The sequence below is a fragment of the Marinobacter salicampi genome, from assembly GCF_011074795.1.
Lineage (GTDB): Bacteria > Pseudomonadota > Gammaproteobacteria > Pseudomonadales > Oleiphilaceae > Marinobacter > Marinobacter salicampi.
Genome location: NZ_JAAMPF010000018.1, coordinates 329,600 through 353,708 on the forward strand (window position 1 = coordinate 329,600; position 24,109 = coordinate 353,708).

22 protein-coding genes are annotated in these 24,109 nt (G+C 59.1%); 6 read left to right on the plus strand and 16 right to left on the minus strand.

The window, feature by feature from the left end; genetic code table 11:
* Positions 1-75 precede the first annotated feature (75 nt).
* Both argE and argA read left to right on the plus strand, forming a co-directional pair.
* Positions 76-1,254, plus strand: a complete 1,179-nt coding sequence (gene argE / locus G7W63_RS10565) for an acetylornithine deacetylase (RefSeq protein WP_166257195.1) — start codon at positions 76-78, stop codon at positions 1,252-1,254.
* A gap of 40 nt (positions 1,255-1,294) precedes the next feature.
* On the plus strand, positions 1,295-2,602 hold the full coding sequence (gene argA, locus G7W63_RS10570) for an amino-acid N-acetyltransferase (RefSeq protein WP_166257198.1): 1,308 nt from the start codon (positions 1,295-1,297) through the stop codon (positions 2,600-2,602).
* Here argA and G7W63_RS10575 read toward each other — a convergent pair.
* A complete protein-coding gene (locus tag G7W63_RS10575; RefSeq protein WP_166257201.1) occupies positions 2,573-3,643 on the minus strand; it encodes an aminopeptidase in 1,071 nt (356 codons plus the stop codon). The two genes, argA and G7W63_RS10575, sit on opposite strands and share 30 nt — an antisense overlap.
* Positions 3,644-3,746: 103 nt before the next feature.
* Here G7W63_RS10575 and G7W63_RS10580 point away from each other — a divergent pair, with 103 nt between their 5' ends.
* Complete coding sequence (locus G7W63_RS10580) at positions 3,747-7,529, plus strand: DUF1631 family protein (RefSeq protein WP_166257204.1); 3,783 nt, start codon at positions 3,747-3,749, stop codon at positions 7,527-7,529.
* 22 nt (positions 7,530-7,551) lie between these two features.
* Positions 7,552-8,418: a phosphoribulokinase gene (locus G7W63_RS10585; RefSeq protein WP_166257207.1), complete on the plus strand. Its 867-nt coding sequence runs from the start codon at positions 7,552-7,554 to the stop codon at positions 8,416-8,418.
* A 52-nt stretch (positions 8,419-8,470) separates the two neighbouring features.
* Here G7W63_RS10585 and G7W63_RS10590 read toward each other — a convergent pair whose 3' ends face one another.
* The 4 genes from G7W63_RS10590 to G7W63_RS10605 form a co-directional block, all read right to left on the minus strand.
* Entirely contained in the window at positions 8,471-9,316 is an 846-nt protein-coding gene (locus tag G7W63_RS10590; RefSeq protein WP_166257210.1) for a pirin family protein, read from the minus strand.
* 34 nt (positions 9,317-9,350) lie between these two features.
* Positions 9,351-9,953, minus strand: a complete 603-nt coding sequence (locus G7W63_RS10595; protein WP_166257213.1) for an FMN-dependent NADH-azoreductase — start codon at positions 9,951-9,953, stop codon at positions 9,351-9,353.
* A 147-nt stretch (positions 9,954-10,100) separates the two neighbouring features.
* Complete coding sequence (gene speD / locus G7W63_RS10600) at positions 10,101-10,892, minus strand: adenosylmethionine decarboxylase (RefSeq protein WP_166257216.1); 792 nt, start codon at positions 10,890-10,892, stop codon at positions 10,101-10,103.
* A 235-nt stretch (positions 10,893-11,127) separates the two neighbouring features.
* A complete protein-coding gene (locus tag G7W63_RS10605) occupies positions 11,128-11,562 on the minus strand; it encodes an OsmC family protein (protein WP_166257219.1) in 435 nt (144 codons plus the stop codon).
* Positions 11,563-11,803: 241 nt separating this feature from the next.
* Between G7W63_RS10605 and crp the strand changes: the two genes are divergently transcribed.
* On the plus strand, positions 11,804-12,445 hold the full coding sequence (gene crp / locus G7W63_RS10610; protein ID WP_166257222.1) for a cAMP-activated global transcriptional regulator CRP: 642 nt from the start codon (positions 11,804-11,806) through the stop codon (positions 12,443-12,445).
* Positions 12,446-12,703: 258 nt separating this feature from the next.
* Here the strand turns inward: crp and G7W63_RS10615 are convergent, their stop codons facing one another.
* The 5 genes from G7W63_RS10615 to G7W63_RS10635 all read right to left on the minus strand — a co-directional run bounded on the left by G7W63_RS10615 (position 12,704) and on the right by G7W63_RS10635 (position 17,529).
* Positions 12,704-13,648, minus strand: a complete 945-nt coding sequence (locus tag G7W63_RS10615) for an alpha/beta fold hydrolase (protein WP_166257225.1) — start codon at positions 13,646-13,648, stop codon at positions 12,704-12,706.
* 139 nt (positions 13,649-13,787) lie between these two features.
* Positions 13,788-14,981: a M24 family metallopeptidase gene (locus tag G7W63_RS10620; RefSeq protein WP_166257228.1), complete on the minus strand. Its 1,194-nt coding sequence runs from the start codon at positions 14,979-14,981 to the stop codon at positions 13,788-13,790.
* A 47-nt stretch (positions 14,982-15,028) separates the two neighbouring features.
* Positions 15,029-15,631 carry a DUF938 domain-containing protein gene (locus G7W63_RS10625; protein WP_166257231.1) on the minus strand — a complete coding sequence of 201 codons (603 nt, stop codon included), beginning with the start codon at positions 15,629-15,631 and terminating at the stop codon, positions 15,029-15,031.
* Between the two features lie 23 nt (positions 15,632-15,654).
* Positions 15,655-16,389: a glutathione S-transferase family protein gene (locus G7W63_RS10630; protein ID WP_166257234.1), complete on the minus strand. Its 735-nt coding sequence runs from the start codon at positions 16,387-16,389 to the stop codon at positions 15,655-15,657.
* A gap of 78 nt (positions 16,390-16,467) precedes the next feature.
* Complete coding sequence (locus G7W63_RS10635) at positions 16,468-17,529, minus strand: PA0069 family radical SAM protein (RefSeq protein ID WP_166257237.1); 1,062 nt, start codon at positions 17,527-17,529, stop codon at positions 16,468-16,470.
* Positions 17,530-17,689: 160 nt separating this feature from the next.
* On the opposite strand from G7W63_RS10635, the gene G7W63_RS10640 reads away from it, so the two are divergent.
* Positions 17,690-18,304 (plus strand): glutathione S-transferase family protein, encoded by a 615-nt coding sequence (locus tag G7W63_RS10640; RefSeq protein WP_166257240.1) that lies wholly within the window; start codon positions 17,690-17,692, stop codon positions 18,302-18,304.
* Between the two features lie 74 nt (positions 18,305-18,378).
* On the opposite strand, the gene trpC is transcribed toward G7W63_RS10640, so the two are convergent.
* The 6 genes from trpC to rpe form a co-directional block, all read right to left on the minus strand.
* The gene (gene trpC, locus G7W63_RS10645) at positions 18,379-19,191 is read right to left on the minus strand and encodes an indole-3-glycerol phosphate synthase TrpC (RefSeq protein ID WP_166257243.1); all 813 of its coding nucleotides are present in this window, start codon (positions 19,189-19,191) and stop codon (positions 18,379-18,381) included.
* Positions 19,192-19,222: 31 nt separating this feature from the next.
* Positions 19,223-20,254 carry an anthranilate phosphoribosyltransferase gene (gene trpD / locus G7W63_RS10650; RefSeq protein WP_166257246.1) on the minus strand — a complete coding sequence of 344 codons (1,032 nt, stop codon included), beginning with the start codon at positions 20,252-20,254 and terminating at the stop codon, positions 19,223-19,225.
* A gap of 55 nt (positions 20,255-20,309) precedes the next feature.
* Positions 20,310-20,888, minus strand: a complete 579-nt coding sequence (locus G7W63_RS10655) for an aminodeoxychorismate/anthranilate synthase component II (protein ID WP_166257249.1) — start codon at positions 20,886-20,888, stop codon at positions 20,310-20,312.
* A 15-nt stretch (positions 20,889-20,903) separates the two neighbouring features.
* Entirely contained in the window at positions 20,904-22,391 is a 1,488-nt protein-coding gene (trpE, locus tag G7W63_RS10660) for an anthranilate synthase component I (protein WP_166257252.1), read from the minus strand.
* 233 nt (positions 22,392-22,624) lie between these two features.
* The gene (locus G7W63_RS10665; protein ID WP_166257255.1) at positions 22,625-23,314 is read right to left on the minus strand and encodes a phosphoglycolate phosphatase; all 690 of its coding nucleotides are present in this window, start codon (positions 23,312-23,314) and stop codon (positions 22,625-22,627) included.
* Positions 23,311-23,982, minus strand: a complete 672-nt coding sequence (gene rpe / locus G7W63_RS10670; RefSeq protein ID WP_166257258.1) for a ribulose-phosphate 3-epimerase — start codon at positions 23,980-23,982, stop codon at positions 23,311-23,313. Before rpe ends, G7W63_RS10665 begins: the two co-directional genes overlap by 4 nt.
* Positions 23,983-24,109: the final 127 nt, after the last annotated feature.

Genomic DNA, 24,109 nt, shown 5'->3' on the forward strand with positions numbered 1-24,109 from the left:
AGTCCAGGGTTCGGTGGTGGGTCCGGCATGACATTGATCCTGGTCCATTTGTATTTCGCTGAACAGGGGTGGGGTATGTCGCAGAAAAATCGCCCTGAGGGGCTGGATATACGGGACATGATGGCACGGCTGGTTTCACTGCCGTCCATCAGCAGCGCCAATCCGGACTGGGATCACAGTAACGAACCGGTGATAAGGACGCTGGCCGAGTGGCTGGAGCCCATGGGGTTTGTCACAGAAATATTGCCGGTGCCCGGCATGCCGGGCAAGTACAATCTGATCGCCACCCTGGGCAGCGGACCGGGAGGGTTGGTGCTCTCAGGCCATACAGACACCGTACCCTACGACGACAAGCGCTGGCAGAGTGATCCCTTCACTCTGACGGAGCGGGACGGCCGCTGGTATGGCCTTGGCACCTGTGACATGAAGGGCTTTTTTGCCCTGGCTATCGAAGCCGCCCGCGACTTCGTGGGACAGGACCTGAAACAGCCACTGATCATACTGGCCACCGCCGATGAAGAAAGCTCGATGAACGGTGCCCGGGCCCTGGCGGAAGCCGGACGACCCAAGGGCCGGTATGCGGTTATCGGCGAGCCCACCGGTCTCAAACCGGTTCGGATGCATAAAGGCATCATGATGGAGCGGTTGGTCTTTGAGGGCCAATCCGGCCATTCATCGGACCCCTCGCTCGGCAATAATGCGTTGGAGGGCATGCACGAGGCTATGGGAGAATTGCTCTCTCTGCGGGCGGGCTGGCAGGCGAAGTATCAGAATGCGAATTTCAAGGTCCAGGTACCGACCCTGAACCTGGGCTGCATTCATGGCGGTGACAACCCCAACCGCATCTGTGCCAGATGTGAGCTGCACTTTGACCTCAGGCCCCTGCCTGGCATGGCGATGGACGAGCTCCGCCAAGCCATCCTCAATGAGATACAGCCCGTGGCCAGTCGCCGGGGCCTGCAGCTGGCGTTTGAGCCATTGTTTGACGGCGTTCCTCCATTTGAAACCCCGGCGGACGCCGAACTGGTCAAGGTCTGCGAACGCCTGACCGGCCACAAGGCGGAAGCGGTCGCGTTTGCCACTGAGGCGCCGTGGCTGCAGCAGCTGAATCTGGAAACCCTGGTCTTGGGCCCCGGGTCTATCGACCAGGCTCACCAGCCCGACGAATTCCTGGACCTCGCCCAGATTGATCCGGGTGTTAAAATCCTTAAACAGTTGATCCAGCATTTTTGTGCAGCGCCAGCCTCAAGTTGAGGTCAGTTAATACCCCCAAACCTTACCGGGAGTCGAGGTCTTGATTTCTAACGACTGGCTGCATGGCTTCCGCCATTCATCGCCGTATATAAACGCCCACCGGGGTCGCACGGTGGTATTGTCGCTCGGTGGCGAAGCCATAGCCCACCACAACCTTATCAATATCATTCATGACATCACCCTGCTGAGCAGTCTGGGTGTCCGCCTGGTGGTGGCGTTCGGGGCGCGCCCCCAGATCCAGAGCCGCTTTGATGAGGCCGGGCAGCCCTCCCGCTTCCACGAAGGCCTGAGAATTACCCCCGAAGCCCATCTGCGCTATGCCCTTGAGGCCATCGGCGCTTTGCGTGCCTACCTTGAGAGTCTGCTTTCCATGGGCCTGGTGAACTCCCCCATGCACGGTGCGCGAATCCGGGTGAGCAGCGGCAACTACGTGGCGGCCCGGCCGGTCGGCGTACTTGGCGGCGTCGACCATGGCTTTACCGGACGGGTACGGCGGGTGGATGTCAGCGGCATCGACAAACTTCTTGAGCAGGGGCATATTGTACTCCTGCCGCCGGTTGGCTACTCACCCACCGGCGATGCCTTCAACCTGTCCTACGAGGACGTTGGCAGCCAGGTGGCAGCCGCACTCCAGGCGGAAAAACTAATTATCTTTACCGAGCACCAGGGGGTGCTGGACAACGAAGGAACGCTGATCCGGGAGCTGACTGTGCGTCAGACCACCGAACGGCTGGCCTTCCACGAAGCCGGGCCGGACCGGGATCTGCTCAAGGCCGCCTGTGATGCCTGCGTGAAAGGGGTCAAGCGTTCCCACATTATCAGCTATGCCCGGGAAGGCGCTCTGCTGGAGGAGCTCTTTACCCGGGATGGCTCCGGCACCCTAGTCAGTGATGACAACTACGAGCAGATCAGACGGGCCCGGGTCGAAGACATCGGCGGCATTGTGGAACTGATCCAGCCGCTGGAAGAGCAGGGTATTCTGGTGCGGCGTTCCCGCGAACTACTGGAAACCGAAATCGACTGTTTTATTGTCGCTGAACGGGATGGCACCATCGTGGGATGCGCAGCCCTGTATGCCTTTCCTGATGAAAAGGCGGGGGAGCTGTCCTGTTTCGCCGTTGACCCTGCCTACCGGCGGGCCGGTAGGGGCGACGACATCCTTGCCATGGTGGAGGGCAAGGCCCGCGGGCTTGGCCTGGAGCGCCTGTTCGTTCTCACCACCCAGACCGAGCACTGGTTCAGGGAGAGGGGGTTCCAGCCATCGACGGTCCAGGCCCTGCCCGGGCCCAAGTTGGCGGCCTACAATACCCAGCGCAATTCAAAGGTTTTCGTCAAACCTCTGGCCTAACGAAATCAACCGGTTTGTCCGGGGCTCCCTGGCAAGTTCCGAGAGCTCGATAACCGCTTCATGGAAAGCCGCAAAGTCGTAGCCATGGTCCCGGAGAAGCTGGCGGAAACCCGGGACAAACTGGTTGTACTGGCGAAAAAGCGCCACATGCGCATTATTGAACGGATCCGGAGCAGTACCAAAAGGCCCGGGTTCGGACCAGGTTGCGGCCAAAGCGAGGTAGCGTTTGCGGAGCGTGGCAAGGATCTGTTGTTTCTGTTTCCGGAGCTTGGCCCGTGGTAACAGAGGCTCCTGGTCATAGAGCTGCTCCAGGTCGGCCACGGCTGCTTCCGCCAGTACCAGAGTGGCATCCCGGTTTGCGAGTCGTGCCAGCGCCCTGGCAAAACCTTCGTCATGGCCGCTCTGTGCCAGCCAGAGCTTCAGGCCCTCCAGTTCAACCGCCGTGGCATAGCTTTCGTTGAAGGCGGTGTCGTCAGCAATGTAGATCACCTGATGGCTAAGCTCATGAATGATAAGGGCGACCATACGCTCCTGGTCCAGGTTGGTGAAACCGGAATGCAGTGGGTCCGGAAACCAGCCCAGGGTGGAGTAGGCGGTGACGCCGCCGAGCAGGGTGTCGTAGCCACGGGCTTCGAAAACCTCCTGTTCCTTGCGGGCAGCGTCAGGGTTGAAGTAGCCCCGGTACGACTGACAGCCTATCAACGGATAACACCACTGGTGGGCGTCCAGTGAGAACTCCGGCACGGCCATAAGGTTGACCACCACGTAGGGTCGCTCAAGGTATACAAAATCCCGGAAGCTGCCGCCCACGGGCAGGGCCAGCCGGTGGCGGGCAAATTCCCGGGCATCACTGGCTACGGCGAGAGCGTCCTTGAGTTCCGGATCCACCTCCGGGTCGGCGATAAGATCGGTAACAGGCTCGGCATGCCAGAGCAGTGACATCTGCCCACCTACGGCCTGGGTGTAGTAGTTCACGGTAGTGCAACCGCCAAGACTCAGAATCAGTAGCGAAAAAAGGTATATCTGGCTAAGCTGTTGCATAAAATTTGTTCTCAACCTCCGTCTTGCAGGCCATACTAACAGGAGTCAGCACGCCACACTGACCCCGCCCGTACACGCCCGCACCACCAGAATCAGGTCGTCAATGGAACCGAAGGAACGTCGAGCCAGTCTTCGACAGCCGATCAAGCTTGCAGCCCAGCTTGCCATGGCAAAGGAAGCTGCCTGGCCTTGCCAGATCGCGGACTTTTGCGCGGAAGGTCTGTTTATTCGCTATTCTCCCGATACCGCCCGAAAGCTTGACGAACTTCTGGCCCGCACCGGTAATGACGAGCTGCGCGTTCGCTTCAGAAGTCCGGACAATAAAAGCTGGCACACCCTTGAGGTTCAGATCGCCCGGCGGATGGACAATGCCATGGGGGTGGCATTTCGCAAGTCGAATCCGAAGGCCCTGGCAGCCATGATGAGTCAGTGCGGCGCCGATGGGAACCTGGAGCGTTCTGCCCTGACACCGCCTAGCGAACGGATACAGTTCGTTCTGCATCAATGTGCCCGGGCTGTGGTTCAGCATATCGAGCCATTGATGGACGACTGCTTTGGTCGCATGGTCGCAGATCTTGAGGCCGCCGGACAACGGGCGGCAAGTGACCAGCAGGCTAATGATTATCTGGACACGGCAGGCCAGGTGCCGGTCCGGCAAAAAGCGATTCTGCAACAGATGATCCAGGCCCTGGAGTCGCCTTTGAAACCGGCTCGCAAAGGCTTACCAGGGGCTGAATTGTCTTTGGTCGACAAGGGGGAGTTCGAGGACTGGCTTACCATAAAAGTCATGGTCACCAAGGCCGACACCCTGTATCGCCACGACCTGCTGCAACTGAAGATGCGCTTCGACAAGCTGGCGATCAACAACGCGACCGGCCATCATAATCCCCTGGGCCCGGCACTCGTTTGCGAGACGTTTCACCTGGGGCTCCAGCATCTTAATGCCAGCCGTCCGGCCGAAAAGGTCTGCCTCAAGGCTTTTGAAGGCACCGTCCTGCAGGAACTCGGGCCGTTGTACCAGTCACTCAATGAAATCTTTATCCGCCAGGGCGTGTTACCGGATCTGGATCTCAGCAAGTACCTGAGCGAACGTTCGCCGCGGGTCCCGCCGACTGAAGTGCCGAATACGCCTGTCCGTGCCGCAACCACCCCAGTCTCGGCGGTTGCTGGTGCCCAGGCAGGCCCCGAGCCCGCAGGGGCGCAGGCTCAGGACGCCCTGCCCGGCGAACCGCCCCGACAGCCTGTTGGCAGTGTGTCGGGGTTCAAGGCCTACTTCCGGTCTGCCCAGTCTGCCTTTGCGACCGTCCGAAACCTGCTGGGCACACTGGCCGCAGGCCGGATCGCAGCGGGCGAGGCACCGCAACTGAAATTCGATCTTGCCGCCCGGCGGCTATCGGCTGGAGAGTTCCAGCGGGAATTGCAGCAACTTCAGCTACAGCCGGACAACGCCGGACCTGATGTCCAATCACTTAAAGTGCGTGTTGTCGATAAAGTAAAGGCCTCGGGGACTGTGGCTTTGAATGAAGAGCAGCAGGAAACCCTGGATGTGGTTGATCGGTTCTTCCGTAGTGTCGTGGAAAGCCCCAAGCTCAGCGAATCCGCGCAACAGTTGATGCGCAAGCTGGAAGTGCCGGTCCTGAAGGTCGTCCTGCGGGACCGGGCCTTCTTTGATGACCAGAGCAGCCCCGTGCGGGGGGTCATGAACCGTCTTGCCCAGCTCGGCGCCAAAGGCGGCCGGATGAATCCTGTGATCCAGAGGCGCATTGACGAACTGGTGCAGAGGATTACTGCTGAATTTGAGCAGGATACTCGTGTCTTCGAGGGCGCCATAGGCGAGCTGGATACCCTTATCGACCGGCAGAACCTGGTTTACCGGCGTAACGTAGAACGGGTAACGGCAGCGGCGGAGGGGTCGCAAAAAGTGGCGGAGTCCAAGGCCGCTGTTACCGACGCCCTGGATCGCCGACTTGCAGGTCGCCAGGTCCCCCGGGTAGTCATGAGCCTACTCAACGCCGGCTGGCGGGATCTGCTTTCCCTGACCTGGATACGCCAGGGTGCTGATAGTCCCTTATGGGACGACTATCTGACCGTTCTGGATTCCCTGATTACCTTCGGCAAAGATTCCGGCGCTGCCATCAACCTGCCGGAGCTGCTGCGGGTCATTCAAGACGGCCTGTCGTCCATTTCCAGCAATCATATGCCGTCGTCGCAGATCAGGGACGAGCTCAAGCAGTTCCTGGTACGCCGGCCGGAAACCATTGTGGAAATGGTGGACGTGCCCGCAGCACTCCGGCAAAAGGATGCCCGCCAGGCCGAACGTGCCGATCGCGAACGGCGCAGCCTGCAACGCTGGGTCAGCCGGGCCCAGAAGCTACGCACCGGCGACTGGATGTGTGACCAGGAAAAGCCGGATCAGCCCCAGTATATTCGTGTGGTTTGGATTGCCCGTGGCTTTAACCGCTTTGTGTTTGTAAATCATCAGGGCATGCGGGTGGTTGAGTTGGAGCTGGAAGCCCTGGCCCGCCAGATGCAAAAAGGCATACTGGTTCCGGACACTCTGTACGATCGGCCTCTTGTTGATGAGAGTATCGATCGTATGGTTCGCAAGGTGTATGACCAGCTGTCCTGGGCCTCCACCCACGATGAGCTGACCGGTCTGCTGGCGCGACGCGAATTTGAAAGAATGCTGGAGCAGCAACTGGCGCGGAACGAGGATGAGCGTGTGCTGGTCAGGCTGGATCTGCGCCAGTTCCGTCTGCTGAATGACACCGCAGGTTATGCATCCGGTGACGAGACGCTCAGGGAGGTGGCCGGTATCCTACGTACCCGGGTCGGGGACGGCATGCCCCTGGCACGCTTGGGGGGTAACGAGTTTGGCTTCCTGGTGCCAGCGGAGCATGCGGGTGATGTGACCGGGCGCATTATCAAGGATGTGGAAGAGCTGAACCTCACCTTTGCCGGCCGGGACTACAAGCTTTCAGCCAGCGCCGGGCTTGCGCCCTCGCTTCCGGCGCTGGCCACAGCGGAGCGCTGGCACCGGGCCGCGGACGAAGCCTGCAAGGCGGCAAAGAAGCAGGGCAGTGGCCGGATGTCTGTCTACAGCCTGGATGCCCAGGGCCTGGCGCTGCAGGAACAGATCGCCGCCAAGGTGGCCAGCCTGGGCGATCTGGATGAGGAACGGATGCTGCTGCGGTGCCAGAAAATCATTCCCCTGCACCAGGAAACCAGCATGGGCACTCAGTATGAAATACTGATCAGCATGTACGATGACCAGGGCAACCTGATCAGTGCCGCCGAACTCGTGCGCATGGCAGAACGTTACGATCGTATGCAGGCGGTTGATCGGTGGGTCGTCGGACGCATGCTCGACTGGCTGCAGTCTTCGTCCGGGGATGAAGCCCATCTTGGTGGCATGTGCATCAACCTGTCAGGTTACTCGCTGAACGACGAGTCCCTGTTGGAGTTCATCTACGACAAGCTGAGTCAGAAAGACGCCCCCATTGAGCGCCTGTGGTTTGAAATCACCGAGGCGGCAGCGATCAATAACCTGCAGGGAGTTGCCGAGTTCATAGAGGAGATGAAAGAGCTGGGTTGTCGCTTCTGCCTGGGGAATTTCGGCAGCGGGCCAACCTCCTACCAGTATATGCGGAGCCTGCCGGTGGATCTGATCAAGCTGGATGGCGCCTTTATACAGCAGATTGCCACGAGCCAGACCGACCACGCCATGGTCCGGTCAATGGTTGAAATGGCTCACTATCTGGACAAAGAGGTGATCGCGTCCCAGGTGGAAAGTCGGGAGGCGCTGGAAGCCTTACGCCTATTAGGGGTAGATTACGCCCAAGGCTATATTATTGAAAAGCCAAGACTGCTCAGCAGTCTGACCTGACCACCTTAGAACACGGAAAGTTATGTCCCGACGCCATCCCATCATTGCCGTTACCGGCTCATCCGGTGCTGGCACCACGACCACTGGACACAGTTTCAGCCGGATCTTTGCCAGCGAGGGCATCCAGGCAGCCATGGTCAGTGGCGATAGCTTTCACCGCTACAACCGGGAACAGATGAGCCGGCTTGCCGCCAAAGGCCAGTTCGGTGAACGCAACCACTTTGCCCTTGCCGCTAACCACATCGATAAGCTTGAAGCGCTTTTCTACGATTATGGCCATTCCGCCAGCGGTCAGTTCCGCCGCTATGTGCATGACGAAGACAGGGAACTGATCGCAGCAGGATACAAGCCCGGAACGTTCACGCCCTGGGCGCCACTGCCGGCAGACACAGACCTGTTGTTCTACGAGGGCCTCCACGGCGGGGTCACCGGTGAGACTTACAACATAGCCCAGTATGTCGACCTGCTGATCGGGGTGGTGCCAATCGTCAACCTGGAGTGGATACAGAAAATCCGCCGGGACACCTATCACCGGGGCTATTCGGAAGAGGCCGTGGTGAAGACCATCATCAATCGCATGGATGACTACGTGCACGATATAGTGCCGCAGTTTTCCCATACCCATGTGAACTTTCAGCGCATACCCCTGGTGGACACATCCAATCCTTTCGTAGTGCGAGAGGTTCCTACAGAGGATGAGAGCCTCATCGTGATCCGCTTCCGGGAGCCGTCAGCGGTGGATTTTCCCTATCTGCTGCGGATGATTGAAGACAGCCGTATCTCCCGTTACGACACCCTGGTGATTCCCGGGACCAAACTCTCGCTGGCCATGGACCTCATCATGAGGCCCATGGTGCTGGAACTGATGGCCCACAAACCCTTCGCATGATCCACCAGGCTGCCCCGGGTCGGGTAAAGGGGAGCTGGTAAAACATCAGGGCTCAGCCGGCGAGAGCGCCGGAGCGATAGTCTGCCAGCGCCTGCTCAATTTCGGCGCGGCTGTTCATAACAAACGGGCCATACTGCACAATGGGCTCGCCTATGGGCCGACCTGCAATAAGTAGCAAGCGGGCACCACCGTCGCCGGCAACAAGCTGTATCTCATCGCCCCCTGACAGCACGTTGGCGGCGCTGGGTGTCAGCTCGGTATCGTCCAGCACGGCCTTGCCCTCATAGAGATAAAGCAGGCCGTCCAGATCCGACGTCACCGGAAGTGTTACCCGGGCAAACGCATCCAGATGGATGTCAGCATAAAGAGGGCAGGTGGCACCGCCCAGCTCGGCACCTTCGTGTTCACCGTCGGCGAGCGTCAGGCGTCCGGCAATCAGTTTTATCAGTCCGCCCTCGAACGGGATACGGGGTATGTCCTCGGGCTGGATATCGCGATAGCCGGCATCCATCATCTTGTCCCTGGCCGGCAGGTTCAGCCACAGCTGAAAGCCCCGCATGATCCCCTCTTCCTGTTGCGGCATTTCCGAGTGGATAATGCCGCGCCCGGCGGTCATCCACTGGACCCCACCGTTCTTCAGGTTGCCCCGGTTACCCATATGGTCCTCGTGGAGCATATGGCCTTCGATCATATAGGTCACGGTCTCGAAACCACGGTGGGGATGGGACGGGAAGCCGGCGATATAGTCTGCGGCCTGGTCCGAGCCGAACTCGTCCAGCATCAGGAAAGGATCCAGTCGGACAGCCTGGGACTGGCCCAGGGAGCGACGAATTTTTACCCCGGCACCGTCAGATGTCTCTATCGTGGGTATTACCCGTTCAATTCTGCGTTGTGTCATGCCATACCTCCTGGTTGTCCGGTATCAAGAAGGGTTACGCTGTCAGGGCATCAATACGGCTTTCAGCCTTGGTCAGTGCATCATGCTTCTGGCTGTTGCCCATGTTAAGCCCTTCCGCATACACAATCTGGACACCGTTCAGGCCCAGGAATCCCAGAAATGAGCGGATGTATGGGGTCTGGGAGTCGTTCGCGGTACCTTCATAGATCCCGCCCCGTGCTGCCAGCACATAGACCGGACGGTCCTCCAGCAGGCCCACCGGACCATTTTCGGTATACCGAAAGGTCACGCCGGCCCGGGCAATATGGTCGAAGTAGGCTTTAAGGGCCGATGGGATACCGAAGTTGTACATGGGCACCCCCAGCACCACCGCATCGGCGTCGCGAATCTCACTGATAAGGGCGTCTGAATAAGCCAGCACGTTTTGCTGGTCTTCCGTACGATCACTTTCTACCGAAAGCAGCGCGGCGAATCGCTCTCCTGTCAGGTGTGGCACAGGGTCGGTTGCCAGGTCCCGCCGGGTAATCGTGGCCTCAGGATGCTGGGCGAGCAGATTGGCGACGGTTTTTTCAACAAGCTGGCTCGACTGGCCCTGTTGACCAAAAATACTGGCGCTTATGACAAGAATGTTTTTCACGTAGAGTGCCTCCAAAGCCTGGGATATCAGGGTATGGGTGCATTACACGGGTTTATGGCGGAAGATGAAAACGGAGAATTCTGGAAGGGCTGATCAAAAAAACTGATAGATCAGCGGGCCTGAGTGGCCCGCCGATCAACCGGCTGGTTACTCCACGTTGCGCGAGTAGAAGATCTCGAGCATTTCCCGCTTCAGGCGCTCCTCTATGGACTGGGCCTCGGCCGGGTCCAGCTTCTCGGCGTCGACGCCAAACACATAGTTATCAAGCTTGAAGTTCTTCAGCATCATCTTGGTATGGAACATATTTTCCTGATACACATTGACGTCAATCATCTGATAGGCGTTCTGGGTGTCTTCGGTCAGGTAGTTCTGGATCGAGTTGATGTCGTGGTCGATGTAGTGCTTGGTGCCGTCCACGTCCCGGGTAAAGCCGCGGACCCGGTAATCCACCGTGACCACATCGGAGTCGAAGCTGTGGATCAGGTAGTTCAGTACTTTCAATGGCGAAATAAGGCCACAGGTGGACACATCAATGTCTGCCCGGAAAGTGCTGATGCCCTCGTAGGGGTGACTCTCGGGGTAGGTGTGCACCGTTACGTGACTCTTGTCCAGGTGAGCCACGATGGTATCGGGCAGCGGGCCGGGGGACTCTTCGTTGTCGGGCGAGCCGGTGCTGAGCTCATGTTCGGCAATCAGCATGGTGACCGATGCGCCGTGGGGCTCGTAATCCTGGCGGGCGATGTTCAGGATATTGGCACCAATGATCTTTACCACATCCGACAGAATCTGGGTCAGGCGCTCGGCGTTATACATCTCGTCAATGTAGTCGATGTAGGCCTTGCGCTGCTCTTCCGTCTGCGCATAGCAGATGTCGTAGATATTGAAACTCAACGATTTGGTCAGGTTATTGAAACCGTGGAGTTGAAGTTTGGATTCCATGCTCAGCCCCCCAAGCTCTGGAGATGAATGACGAAGGCCATGCCCGCTTGCGCACGCCAGCTTGTAGTTGGCACTGAGGCCGCCACCGGGGCCAGGGTCATTTTGATCACGTTTTGCCCAGGCCGGCGGAAGGTTGCGTATTATGCACACCGATCAGGGCGTTGAATAGGTCCGGCCGGACATTTTAGCAGTACCACAAGTCTCGCCAATACCCGGCAGGACCTGCGGATGGGGGTCAGGTACGCTCAGGTGATGCGTCCTGGATCTCGTGACTGTGACTGATCTCCACGCCTGCATTTTCCAGCATAATGGAGGCTGAGCAGTACTTTTCAGCGGAAAGACTGACGGCGCGTTTTACCTGGCTTTCCTTCAGGTTGTGTCCGGTCACGATAAAGTGCAGGCCGATGCGGGTGAACACCGCGGGCACCGCGTCAGCACGCTCAGCGATCAGTTCGGCCCGGCAGCCGGTAACATCCTGGCGACTCTTCCTGAGGATGCTCATAACGTCAAAAGACGCACAGCCACCCAGCCCCATGAGCAACATCTCCATCGGTCGTGGGCCGAGGTTCTGGCCGCCATGGTCCGGCGGTCCGTCCAACTGAACCGTATGGCCGGAACCGCTGGTGGCTCTGAAGCTGGCCTCGCCGGCCCATTCGATGGTCGCCTTCATCAATGCATCTCCCCGATAACGTTAGCCCGGATGCTAGCACATAGCCGGATGCACGGCACCGGGGGAGGGCGCGGCAAATATATGTTTATGTTCTATACTGTGTTCTGGTTGCTGAAGTAAGGCCATCTTGTTATAAGTTGCTTCGCTACAGACACTACGACTAACGTCGAACCCGCATGGAAAGCAGGGTCACAATAACAACACTGGAAATACACAGCATTAAGGAGGCACGGCACCCCATATGGCCACTATCGTCAAACCGGTTGAGCAAAAGACCAAACACCTGGACTATTTTCTGTCCCAATGCCATCGCAGGCGTTACCCCGCCAAAAGCACCATTATCTACGCTGGCGACAAGAGCGACTCACTGTTCTATATCGTCAAAGGATCGGTCACCGTCATTATTGAAGACGACGACGGCCGGGAAATGATCATGGCCTATCTCAACGCCGGTGACTTTTTCGGCGAGATGGGTCTGTTCGACAACATGGATTCCCGCAGCGCCTGGGTAAAAGCCAAAACCGAGTGCGAAGTGGCGGAGATCAGCTACACAAAGTTCCGGGAAATTGCCCAGCAGGACCCGCGGGTGCTTTATTTCATTGGCGAGCAGATGGCCACGCGTTTGCGCCAGACCACCCGCAAGGTGGGCGACCTGGCCTTCCTTGATGTCACCGGCCGGGTTGCCAGGACGCTGCTTGACCTGTGCAAGGAACCCGATGCAATGACCCACCCTGACGGCATGCAGATCAAGATCACACGCCAGGAAATTGGCCGGATCGTAGGCTGTTCCCGGGAGATGGTGGGCCGGGTGCTCAAGACCCTTGAGGAGCAGGGCCTGGTCCAGGTCAAAGGCAAGACCATGGTGGTTTACGGAACCCGCTGACCAATCGGAACAGGGTGTTTGCGGAGCCTGACGGCCCCGCGAAAGCTGAAGCTTCCGCTACATTCAAACAACCAGCGCCGCATTATCAGGAATAGGGTGTGTCGTAGCGGAAGCTTCAGCTTTCGAGCACACCCACGGTGTGCCAGTAAGGTGGCATGTTCCCCGGGAGCCTGGCGGCTCCACGAAAGCTGAAGCTTCCGCTGCATTCAAACAACCGACGCCGCATTATCAGGAATAGGGTGTGTCGTAGCGGAAGCTTCAGCTTTCGAGCACACCGACGGTGTTCCGGGGCTCGTCTGCCTGAGGTTCCTTGGGCACACATTTAAGCAGGTGCTCCCACACTTCCTTGGCGTTGACCTCGTTAACCAGCTCATGGCGGCCGCCGTCGAACAGGCGCTCGCTGCCCTGAACCCCCGCTGAGCGAATGACCCGGATGTGTTGCCGCACGCCCCTACCCATCTCCCCCACCGGATCAGCGGTGCCGGACAGGATATGCACGGGTAAATCCTTGCGCCACTGTCCGGGGTCGATAGCCAGCATCCCGCCGAGGAAGTCATGCCAGAGCTGGACGCTGCAGCCAAAGCCACAGTATGGATCTGCAAGGTAGGCATCGACCTGGCCGGTGTCGCGGCTTAGCCAGTCATGGCTGGTGCGGTTTGGCCGGAAGGCCTTGTTAAAGGCGTCGAAGGTCAGGCTTTCAATGAGCGGGCTTACGTGGCGGGGCCCTTTTAAGGCACGGATAACACTGACCAGAGCGCGGGAAACCCGAAGTTGGGCATGGTTGATGCGGTTGGTGGCAGACAGGGTCAGGCTATCAATCCGGTCCCCATGTTGCTGGGCATACGCCTGAGCAATGAACGAGCCCATACTGTGACCGAACAGGGCCAGGGTCCGGGACGGGTTTTCCGAGCGCGCGTGCCCCACCAGTTCATGCAGGTCGGTTATCACCTTTTGCCAGCCGCCATTATCGGCGTAGTGCCCAAGCTCGCCTGCGGGACACCGACTGCCGTGGCCCCGATGCTCTATGGCGAACACATCAATGCTGTATTGAGTAAGGTAGTGCGCAAGTGCCGAGTAGCGTCCGGCATGCTCTGCCATACCATGGGCAACAACCAGCCCCGATCTGGCCTCTGCCGGACGCCAGCGCTTGACCGGGATGCGATGGCCATCGATGGCGGTAAGAAAGTATTCGCTGTAATTCATGGCAGTCCCTGATTTTTTTGCCCACAGTCTAGCGGGAAATATCCGGGACTAATGAGATCTGTATGGAATATCCGGTGGCTAATCGACCAACCCCTGGATCAGGTGCTCTGGTCAGGCGATAGCCAGTTTCTGGTCATTTCTAGTCGCTCTGCTGCAGGACCCAGCTGTTTCGTGTCAGGGCCACGCCCCCGCTGGGGCCGACCCTGACTGTCTCACTGAACCCCATGCCCCACAGCCCGGGTATGCGCAGGCACAAGGGCAGGTGAAAGACCATGTTCTCTTCAAACGGGGTTTCCTGGCCCCGGGCTATAAAGCCGGTGCCCTCAACCCAGGAAGGCGGGAACTGGGCGCCGACGGAGTAACCGTAGACCCCGGAAAAGAAAATATCCCCTGCCAGGGGAGCCAGCTCAGTATCGGCTTTCGCCGCCGCTTCAGCGAACGTATGGCCAGGCACCATGGCGTTGATCAGCGTTTCATAGAGGGTGCGACACATCCGGGCGACCTGGAGCATGCGTGAATCGGGGCCCTGGCTGCCGGCCACCAGTGTATGCATCAGAGGTGCGGTATAGCGTTCATAAGCCGCCCCTACCTCAATGAACACGGGTTCACCCTCGGCAATGGCAAAGCGCCGGTGATTGGTGTGGATGATGCTGCTGCGCAAGCCGGCCACCACAATGGGCTGCATGCTCATGAACTCTGTGCCGGCCGTCAGCATGGCGTCGGAGGCCGCAGCCGCCACTTCATTGTCGGTAACACCTGCCGAGACAGCGGCTCTGGCAGCGGCGATGCCGATCTCTGTTATGCGGGCGCTGCGCTCCAGGCAGGCAATCTCAAGGTCGGACTTTACCAGTCTGACCGGGGCAAGAAGCCCGGAGGCGTCCACAAACCGGTGATCGGGCAGGCGGGCTTTCAGGCCGTCGACAATACCGGACCTCAATCCGGCGCCCCAGAGGTCCAGCCCAATGGTTGAGCCCATACTGGCGAGGGTGTCGGCGAGGGGGCCCAGGATTTCGCCAGGACCCTCCCAGGGATAGCCAATGATCTCTTCGCAGCGGGCACAGGCGACAGCGGGGCCGGTCTCAATGGAAGGCACCTGCAGCACCCGGCGCCCGGACTGGTATAGCAGGCCGGTATAGACCGACACTTCGAAGGTGTTATAGCCCGTCAGATAATAGATGTCAGCAGGGTGGGTGATCAGGACGGCGTCCAGGCCAGCCATGTCCAGATGGCGGTCCAGGGCCAGGCAGCGGCGGTCAAACTCCGTGTCCGGAAACGCGGCTTCCCGGTTCATCAATACCGCACGCAAGCGGTCCTGATAGGCGATATGGTCCATGCATCCCCCTTACCCTGGTCTGGAGTGTCTCTCCAGTGTAGACCCGATCAGGGCAGGCGGCGCCAAATCAGGAGGCGATTGTTGGCGGGCATGGCAATGTCGGCTGCGAGCTCAAGCCGGTTGCTGCGGGCCAGCGGCTCCAGTTCGTCCATATCCCGTATGCCCATGCCCGACCCCTGGGCTTTCAGATGAGCGTCAAACTCAGCGTTGCTTGGGCTGGTCGCCTCCCCGTGATAGTGAAAGGGGCCATACAGACAGAACAGGCCGCCCGGTGACAACAGACCGGATACCCCGGTAAACATGCTCTCCACCTCAGGCCAGGCCATGATATGGGCGGTATTGGCAGAGAAGACCGCATCCGCGGCCTTCAGCGGCCAGGGCGACTGGCGCACATCCAGACTGACAGGCGGGCGCAGGTTACCGAGGCCTGAGTTATCAATGCGTGCGCGACAGTTATCAATCACCTCCGGACGGTCGCTGGGCTGCCACTCCAGATGCGGCAGGCCGGCGGCAAAGTGCACCGCGTGTTGCCCCGTGCCGGTGCCCAGCTCCAGTACAAGACCGGGGCTGTCCAGCCACTCCCGAAGTACTTGCAGAATGGGTTCCTTGTTATTCTCGCAGGCCTGGGAAAAGGGTAGTGGCTCTGTCATGGAAACTCCGGTATGGGGTAGAGTCAGCGGTACTGCTCATACATGGCTTTGAGAGGTGCCAACAGCGTCTCGTGCTTGTTCAGCCACCACTGCATGTCGGCAGGCAACCGTTTCTGGTCAGGCCAGGGTACAGGATACCGGGCCGGCTGAAACAGCGGGGCAAATAACGCAGCGGCGGTCAGATCGGCACGGGTAAACTGATTACCGACCAGGTAAGGATTCTGGCGGTAGGCCTCAGCAAGCTCAGTGAGGATGGTTTCCATGGTGACCTGGGCTGCTGCTGCGGTCCGATCGTTTATTTTCATCCACTGACGCATGCCTTCCTCAATTCTGCTGAAACCGAGCCGCATGCCCCATTGGTACAGCCAGGGCTTACCGGCGGCCAGCAGGGGCACAACCAGGCGTGGCCTTTTCAGCAGATGGTGGTAGCTGTAGCAGCGCACGGCGGGCCCGGCTAGTTCGTCCAGGCGCCTCTCCCATGCCATGACGGCCGTCTTTTGGTCCGGCTCTTCCGGGGTCAGGGGTCGGTCGGCAAACTGTTCGTCAAGGTAGGTCAGTACACTTGCCGACCCCTGCACCACATGACCGTCGTGATCGAGTACCGGCACCAAACTCTTATCGGCCAGCTGCCGAATGGTTTTTATGTGGGTGCCCGGCACCAGGTTTATCGACTCGTACTGGATCTGTTTGTAGTCCAGCGCCCAGCGTGCTTTCTCGCAGTAATGGGAAACCGCAAACTGAAATAGTTTTACGCTCATGGGCGACTCGCCTCCGGCCGTGAATCTGAGCCCGATTATTGGCCGGTACCCATGCTCTATGCAACTGCAGGCAATGGTTTAGATCAGCGTCATCTGTTCTCCGGAGGGCCGGCGGAAAAGATCTGTGCGCAGGGGCTCGGTTTCGTGCCTGTCAAGCTTCAGGGCCCGCATTTTTCCGTTGAAACGCTGGCGGATCAGGTCTGAATAGGGGCCCTGGCCGGTCATACGCTGACTGTAGTCGGCGTCGTAGGTTTTGCCACCTCTGAGGTCGCGAATCCGGTTCATGACATGGGAAGCCCTGTCGGGATAATGCCGCTGCAGCCATTCCTCGAACAGTTCTGTTACTTCATGGGGCAGGCGCAGCATGATCCAGCTGGCGCGGGTTGCACCTGCTCCCGCTGCCGCTTCCAGCATAGCTTCTAGCTCATGGTCATTGATGAAGGGAATCACGGGGCCCATGATGATACCGGTCGGGATACCTGCCGCGCTCAGCTCCCTCAGAATCCGCAGCCGGGTTGCCGGCGCCGCTGTGCGGGGCTCCATCTGGCGTTTGAGCTGATTGTCCAGGGTGGTGAGACTTACCCGCACGGAACAGAGGCCATCCGCAGCCAGTTCCGCCAACAGATCTAGGTCCCGGAGGATCAGGGCGCCCTTGGTAATGATAGTTACCGGGTGCCGGTATTCTTTCAGTACCTCCAGCAGGGCCCGGGTGATGCCACGATGTTTTTCGATGGGCTGGTAGGCATCGGTGTTCACCCCCAGGGCTATGGGTGAGCAGCGGTATCCGGTCTTGTCCAGCTCGGCCCTTAACCGGGCGGGGCCATTAGGCTTGGCGATCAGGTGGGTTTCGAACTCCAGGCCGGGGGAGAGATCCCAGTAGGCATGGGTTGGCCGGGCAAAACAGTATACGCAGCCATGCTCACAGCCCCGGTAGGGATTGATCGACTGCTCGAATGACACATCCGGCGAGCTGTTACGACTGATGATGGTTTTTACCTGCTCATCGACAACCCGGGTGGCCAGGCTGTCCGGGCACATTACATCGTCCGGATCCTGATACCAGCCGTCGTCTGTAGCCCGGTCAGAGGCCAGGACCTGAAAGCGATTGTGGGGGTTGTAGCCGGTGCCGCGGGTTCGCATGTTTGTTACTCTGAAATACTGTATGTATAAACAGTATTCGAATTTGCTCTCGCTGGCAAGTTGCTGGTGCTTTGGTGAGGCCCAGAATGTCTTGACGCCGGCGCGGGGCCACGGCAGTCTTCTGATTGGTTTGTTCCCTAACAAAAAGAGGTCAGCTTCGGTGAAAATCTACGAAACCAAAACCGCACCCAACCCCCGTCGGGTCCGCATGTTCATGGCCGAGAAAGGGCTGCTGGATAAGGCAGAGTTTGTTCAGATTGACCTGCAGAAAGGCGAGAACCTGACACCTGAGTACGCTGCCATGAACCCCATGAAAAAGGTTCCGGTGATGGAGCTTGAAGACGGCACCTGCATCGCCGAAACCATGGCGATCTGTCGCTATTTCGAAGAGAGCTACCCAGAGACGCCCCTGCTGGGCAGCAGTCCCCTGGAGAAGGCCCAGGTAGAGCAATGGCTGCGCTGGATCGAATTCTACTTCTTCATGCCAACGGGTATGTGCTTCCAGCACACCAGCGGCTACTTCAAGGACCGGATGAACCCGATCAAGGAGTGGGGCGAAGAGTGCCGCACAACGGTGGAGAAATTCTTCCATTTTCTTGATAAACAACTGGCTGACCGGGAGTACATCTGCGGTGACCAGTTTACTGCGGCGGATATCAATGCATTCACGACGGTGGATTTCAACAAGGTCAACAACATCCGTATCAAGCCCGAGCAGGCGAACCTGCAGGCCTGGTATGACCGTATCAAAGGCCGCCCTTCCGCCCGGGTTTAAGCCCAATTCTATGGGTGAGACCAAAAGCGGCTCAAAGCCCACTCTTGGTCCGCCTGTCGTTTCTCAAAGGACGCTTAGCTGAACAACTCCCGGAGCTTCTGGCCGGGATCGGGGGCCCGCATGAACGATTCCCCCACCAGGAAGCCGAAAATGCCCCTGGTGGTCAGTGTCTCCACATCGTCCCGGGTCAGGATGCCGCTCTCGGTTACCGTCAGCCGGCCGGACGGGATACGCCCGTGCAGTTCGAAGGTGGTGTCTAGAGAAACCTCGAAGGTATGCAGGTTGCGATTGTTGATGCCCACCAGTGGCGTCCGGAGGGTGAGGGCGTCTTCAAGCTCCTCACCATTATGGACCTCGACCAGTACATCCAGCCCGATTTCATGGGCGATGCCTTCGAGCTCCTGCATCTGGTTGCGATCCAGGCAGGCGGCAATGAGCAGGATGCAGTCGGCGTTGAGTGCCCGGCTTTCGTAGATCTGATAGGGCGCCACCATGAAGTCCTTGCGGATAACCGGCAGGCTGCAGGCATTGCGTGCGGCGGTCAGGTAGTCCTCGTGGCCCTGGAAGAAATCCTGGTCGGTGAGCACTGAAAGGCAGGCGGCACCGGCTTCCTCGTAGCTGCAGGCAATAACCTCAGGTTCGAACGGGTCTCGCAGTAGCCCTTTGCTCGGTGAAGCTTTCTTGATTTCTGCAATGACAGCTGCCTGTTGGGCTTTGATTCGCTTCGCCATGGCGGCCGTAAAGCCGCGGGTGGGGGGCTGGTCTCCGCATTTGGCCCGCAGGTCCGCCAGCGATGCCTGGCGTTTGCGCTGGTCGATCTCTTCCCACTTGCGGGCAACGATGTTGCGCAAAATGGTCGGTGTACGGTCATCCTGAGGCTTGTTCATGGTATCTCTTCGTCAAAGCGGTTAAACGCGGTCAGTCAAAACAGTGCGAGAAGTCTGCCAGTTCTGACATTTTTCCGGCCGCCAGGCCGCTGCCCATGGCGTCCTGGGCCATATCCACCCCATGCGCCAGGGTGTCCGTCAGGCCGGCGATGTAAATGGCGGCACCGGCATTGAGGGCAATCATGTCCCGGGCTTTCTCGGCCATTTCGTCGTGCCCGCGTCCAAAGGCAGCCCGTATGAGCCTGAGCGAATCCTCGGCAGTCTCGACGCTCAGGCCCAGGAGCGACTGGCTCTTGATCCCCAGTTCTTCCGGCGTTATGTCGTATTCCCGGATCTGGCCGTCCTTCAGTTCGGCCACATGGGTCGTACTGGCGAGACTGATTTCATCAAGACCGTCCTGGGAATGCACCACCATGATGTGCTCGCTGCCCAGTTTCTGAAGTACCTCCGCCATGGGCACACACAAGGCACGGCTGAACACCCCGATCAGTTGGCGCTTGACGCCGGCCGGGTTGGTCATGGGCCCGAGTATGTTGAACAGGGTCCGCATGCCCAGTTCCCTGCGGGGCCCGATCGCGTGTTTCATCGCGCCATGGTGGGCCGGGGCAAACATAAAACCGACGCCGATCTGTTCCACGCACCGGGCCACATGCTCGGGGGTCAGTTGCAGGTTGATACCAGCCTGCTCCAACAGGTCGGCGCTGCCGCTTTTCGATGACACCGCGCGATTGCCATGCTTGGCCACGAAGCCGCCGGCCGCGGCTACCACGAAAGCTGATGCCGATGAGATATTGAACAGGTTGGCGCCGTCGCCACCGGTACCCACGATATCGATCAGGGGTTCGGCTTCAATTTTTACCGGTGTGGCCAGCTCACGCATGACTTCAGTGGCGCCGGTTATTTCGTCTATCGTCTCGCTTTTGAGTCGCAGGCCCATGAGAAAGGCGCCGATCTGGGCATCCGTGGCTTCGCCGGTCATTACGCTGCGCATTGCCTGCTTCATTTCGTCGCGGCTCAGGTCAAGGTTGCCGGCGATGCGATCCAGGGCTTCTTTCATGTCCATGTGAGCGGTCTCTCAGTCGGTGAATTCCGGGTGTCCATGACAGTAGCTTAGCAATTCAGAGGCGTAGAAAGTTGCGCAACAATTCGTGGCCCTGCTCGGTCATGATGGATTCTGGGTGAAACTGGACGCCTTCGATGGGCAGCGTCTTGTGTCGAACGCCCATGATCTCTTCCACGGCGCCATCCTCGTGCCGTGTCCAGGCGGTGACTTCCAGGCAGTCCGGCAGAGTTTTCTGATCGATGACCAGGCTGTGGTACCGGGTCGCCTGAAGCGGATTATTGAGGCCCTGGAAGACACCGGAATCGGTATGGAATACCGGGGAAATCTTGCCGTGCATGACCCGGCCTGCCCGTATCACATCGCCCCCATAGACCTGGCCGATGGCCTGGTGCCCGAGGCATACGCCCAGAATCGGTAGTTTGCCGGCAAAATGGCGGATAGCCTCCATGGAAATGCCCGCTTCATTGGGGGTGCAGGGGCCGGGTGAAATAACCAGACGTTCCGGTTCCATGGCCTCGATCTGGGCCACCGAAATCTCGTCGTTGCGGACCACTCTCACGTCGGCACCAAGTTCTGCCAGGTATTGCACCACGTTATAGGTAAAGGAGTCGTAGTTGTCTATCATCAGCAGCATGGTCGTCTCCCCGCCTCAGTGGTCGAAATCGTTCAGAGTCATGGCTACCGCCCGAAAAATCGCGCGGCCCTTGTTCATGGTCTCTTTCCATTCAAGCCTTGGAATGGAATCAGCCACGACCCCGGCACCAGCCTGAATGTGCAGGGTCTTGTCCTTGATCACTGCTGTACGAATGGCAATAGCGGTGTCCATGTTGCCGTTGTAGGAGAGGTAACCCACGGCGCCGCCATAGACGCCGCGCTTGACCGGTTCCAGTTCATCTATGATTTCCATGGCACGGATCTTCGGGGCGCCGCTCAGGGTGCCGGCGGGCAGGGTGGCCCTCAGTACATCAATGCTGGACATGCCGGCTTTCAGGCGACCGGTGACATTGGAAACGATGTGCATGACGTGGGAGTAGCGCTCGACGGCCATTTTCTCGGTTAGTTTGACGGTACCGGTTTCGGATACGCGGCCGGCGTCGTTGCGACCCAAGTCGATCAGCATCAGGTGCTCGGCTATTTCCTTTGGATCAGCCAGCAGCTCCGCTTCCAGCGCACGGTCTTCGGCATCGGTGGCGCCCCGCTTCCGGGTGCCGGCGATGGGCCGTACGGTCACTTCGTCATCCTCCACCCGTGCCAGGATCTCCGGCGAAGAGCCCACGATCTGGAAGTCACCCAGATCCAGGAAATACATGTACGGCGATGGATTGAGCACCCGCAGGGAGCGGTAAAGGTTCAGGGGCGGCGCCTCGAACGGGATCGACATGCGCTGGGATATGACCGTCTGCATCACATCGCCATCGAGCACATAACTCTTGATTCTGTCGACAGCTGACTCGAATCTGTCTTTGCTGAAGCCGGAGACGAAGTCGCTTTCGTCCACGACCTGACCACGAAGGTGGGGCGGCGTAACCGGGGCATCCGCCACCTGACGGTGCAGACGGTTTTCAAGCTCATCCAGCCGGGCCTGGGCGGTTTCGAAGGCACTGGCGACGCTCGGGTCAACGTGGCTGATGAGGTGCAGCCGGCCCCTGAGATTATCGAACACCACCAGGTCATCCGAGACCATGAGCAGGATATCGGGAGTTCCGATCCGGTCCGGCGGGCAGGACGCGGCGAGCTTCTTTTCAATAAAGCGCACGGTGTCATAGCCGAAATAACCCACAAGGCCGCCATTGAATCTTGGCAGGTCGTCCAGGTCCGGCGCCCGGAAGCGCTGGTGGTAGGCTTCCACAAATGCCAGCGGGTCATCGCTGTGGGTCGATTCGACCACTTCGCCGTCCCGGGAGATCTCTATCTTCGATCCGGTTATCCGCAGGATTTCCCGGCAGGGCAATCCAATGATGGAATAGCGCCCCCATTTTTCGCCACCCTGCACGGATTCAAGCAGGTAGGAATAAGGGCCGGCGGCCAGCTTCAGATAGGTACTTAGTGGGGTGTCGAGATCCGCAAGTACTTCACGGTAGACGGGAATACGGTTGTAGCCGGCTTCGGATAGCGAAGCAAAACGCTCGGGTGTCATGTCGGTCTTCCTGGATCTGATCTGCAGTTGACTGCCCTGATGGAGTCGGACAGTTCGGTGTCAGGCAGCGTAGTTTTTGGCCAGGGGTCGCTGCCGGGCTGTGTTCAGCCGGTGCGCCATCGCCACCATCGTGATGCCCGAGTCGTCAGGACGCCCCGGGTTGCAGTCAGATTCAGTCCCTGCACGGCAGGTTTCTCCCGAAATCGTAGTAAATTGATGAAGGAGCAACGAGATTACAAAAGCTCTGCCAGTGAATCAACCACAATATCTGCCCCCAACTCATCAACCGGGCCGCCGTAGTTGTAGCCATAGCGGACGACAACCGTGGGAACACCGGCGTTTCTCGCCGTATCGACGTCAGTCACTGAGTCTCCGATCATAAGCGTGCTCGCCAGGTCGCCTCCCAGCAGATCCACTGCATGACTCAGGGGTGCAGGGTCGGGTTTGCGTACCGGCAGGGTGTCGCCGCTGACGGCGACCGCAAACCAGTGGCTCAGACCCATCTGGTCGAGCAGTTGTTGGGTAAAGGCGTGGGGCTTGTTGGTGACCACGCCGAGCCTGCAACCGATGGCATCGGCTGTTTCCAGGAATAATTCCACACCGGGATAAATGGTCGAGTAGAGACCGTTGAGCTCGCCATAGGCCGAATAGAACAGGTCCAGGGCCTGCTGGAATTCAATCTGGCTCGGCGCCGGGTGCCGCTCGTAGTCCACGTCGCCGGCGAGTGCCCGACGGACCAGTATGGCGGCGCCGTTACCCACCCACTCCCTGACTTTATCTTCGCCAGCCGGTGCGCGACCGAGGGCTCTCAACATCTGGTCAATACCACCGGCCAGGTCTGGCGCGCTGTCCACCAGCGTGCCATCGAGATCCAGCAGTATGGTGCCCGGCCACTGACCTCTGAACAGTTCGGTTAACTTCATCGGGCAGACGCCAGCTCGGCACGCATCTGGTCGATGGTGGCCTTGTAGTCGCTGGTATTGAAGATGGCCGAGCCTGCGACAAAGGTGTCGGCACCGGCTTCGGCAATCTCACGGATATTATCTACTTTGACACCGCCGTCGATCTCAAGCCGGATGTCATGCCCTGACGCATGAATGCGCTGGCGGGCGTGGCGTAGCTTCTCGAGCGTGCCGGGTATGAATTTCTGACCGCCGAACCCCGGATTGACAGACATCAGCAGGATCATGTCGATCTTGTCCATGACATAGTCGAGGTAGTGCAGGGGGGTGCCGGGGTTGAACACCAGGCCGGCCTTGCAGCCACCGTCCCGGATCAGCTGCAGGGAGCGGTCCACGTGATTGGAGGCTTCCGGGTGAAACGTGATGTAGGTGGCGCCGGCATCAATGAACATGCGGATCAGGTCGTCCACCGGCGATACCATCAGGTGGACATCGATAGGAGCGCTGACCCCGTGCTTGCGAAGCGCCTCACACACCATGGGGCCAATGGTCAGGTTCGGTACGTAGTGGTTGTCCATGACGTCGAAGTGGACGATATCGGCGCCGGCGGCCAGCACCGTGTCGACTTCTTCGCCCAAGCGGGCAAAGTCGGCAGAAAGAATGGACGGCGCAATTTGAAACGGAGTCATGGTATCTCGCTCGCACAGACTGAAAGTGGGTGTTCAACGGAAAAGTTCGCAAAGGTGCTAGTCTAACAGCTTGAAGCCTATTTTGGGGCGCAAGCGTCGTGGATTGCAGACCAACAAGAGCAGGGGT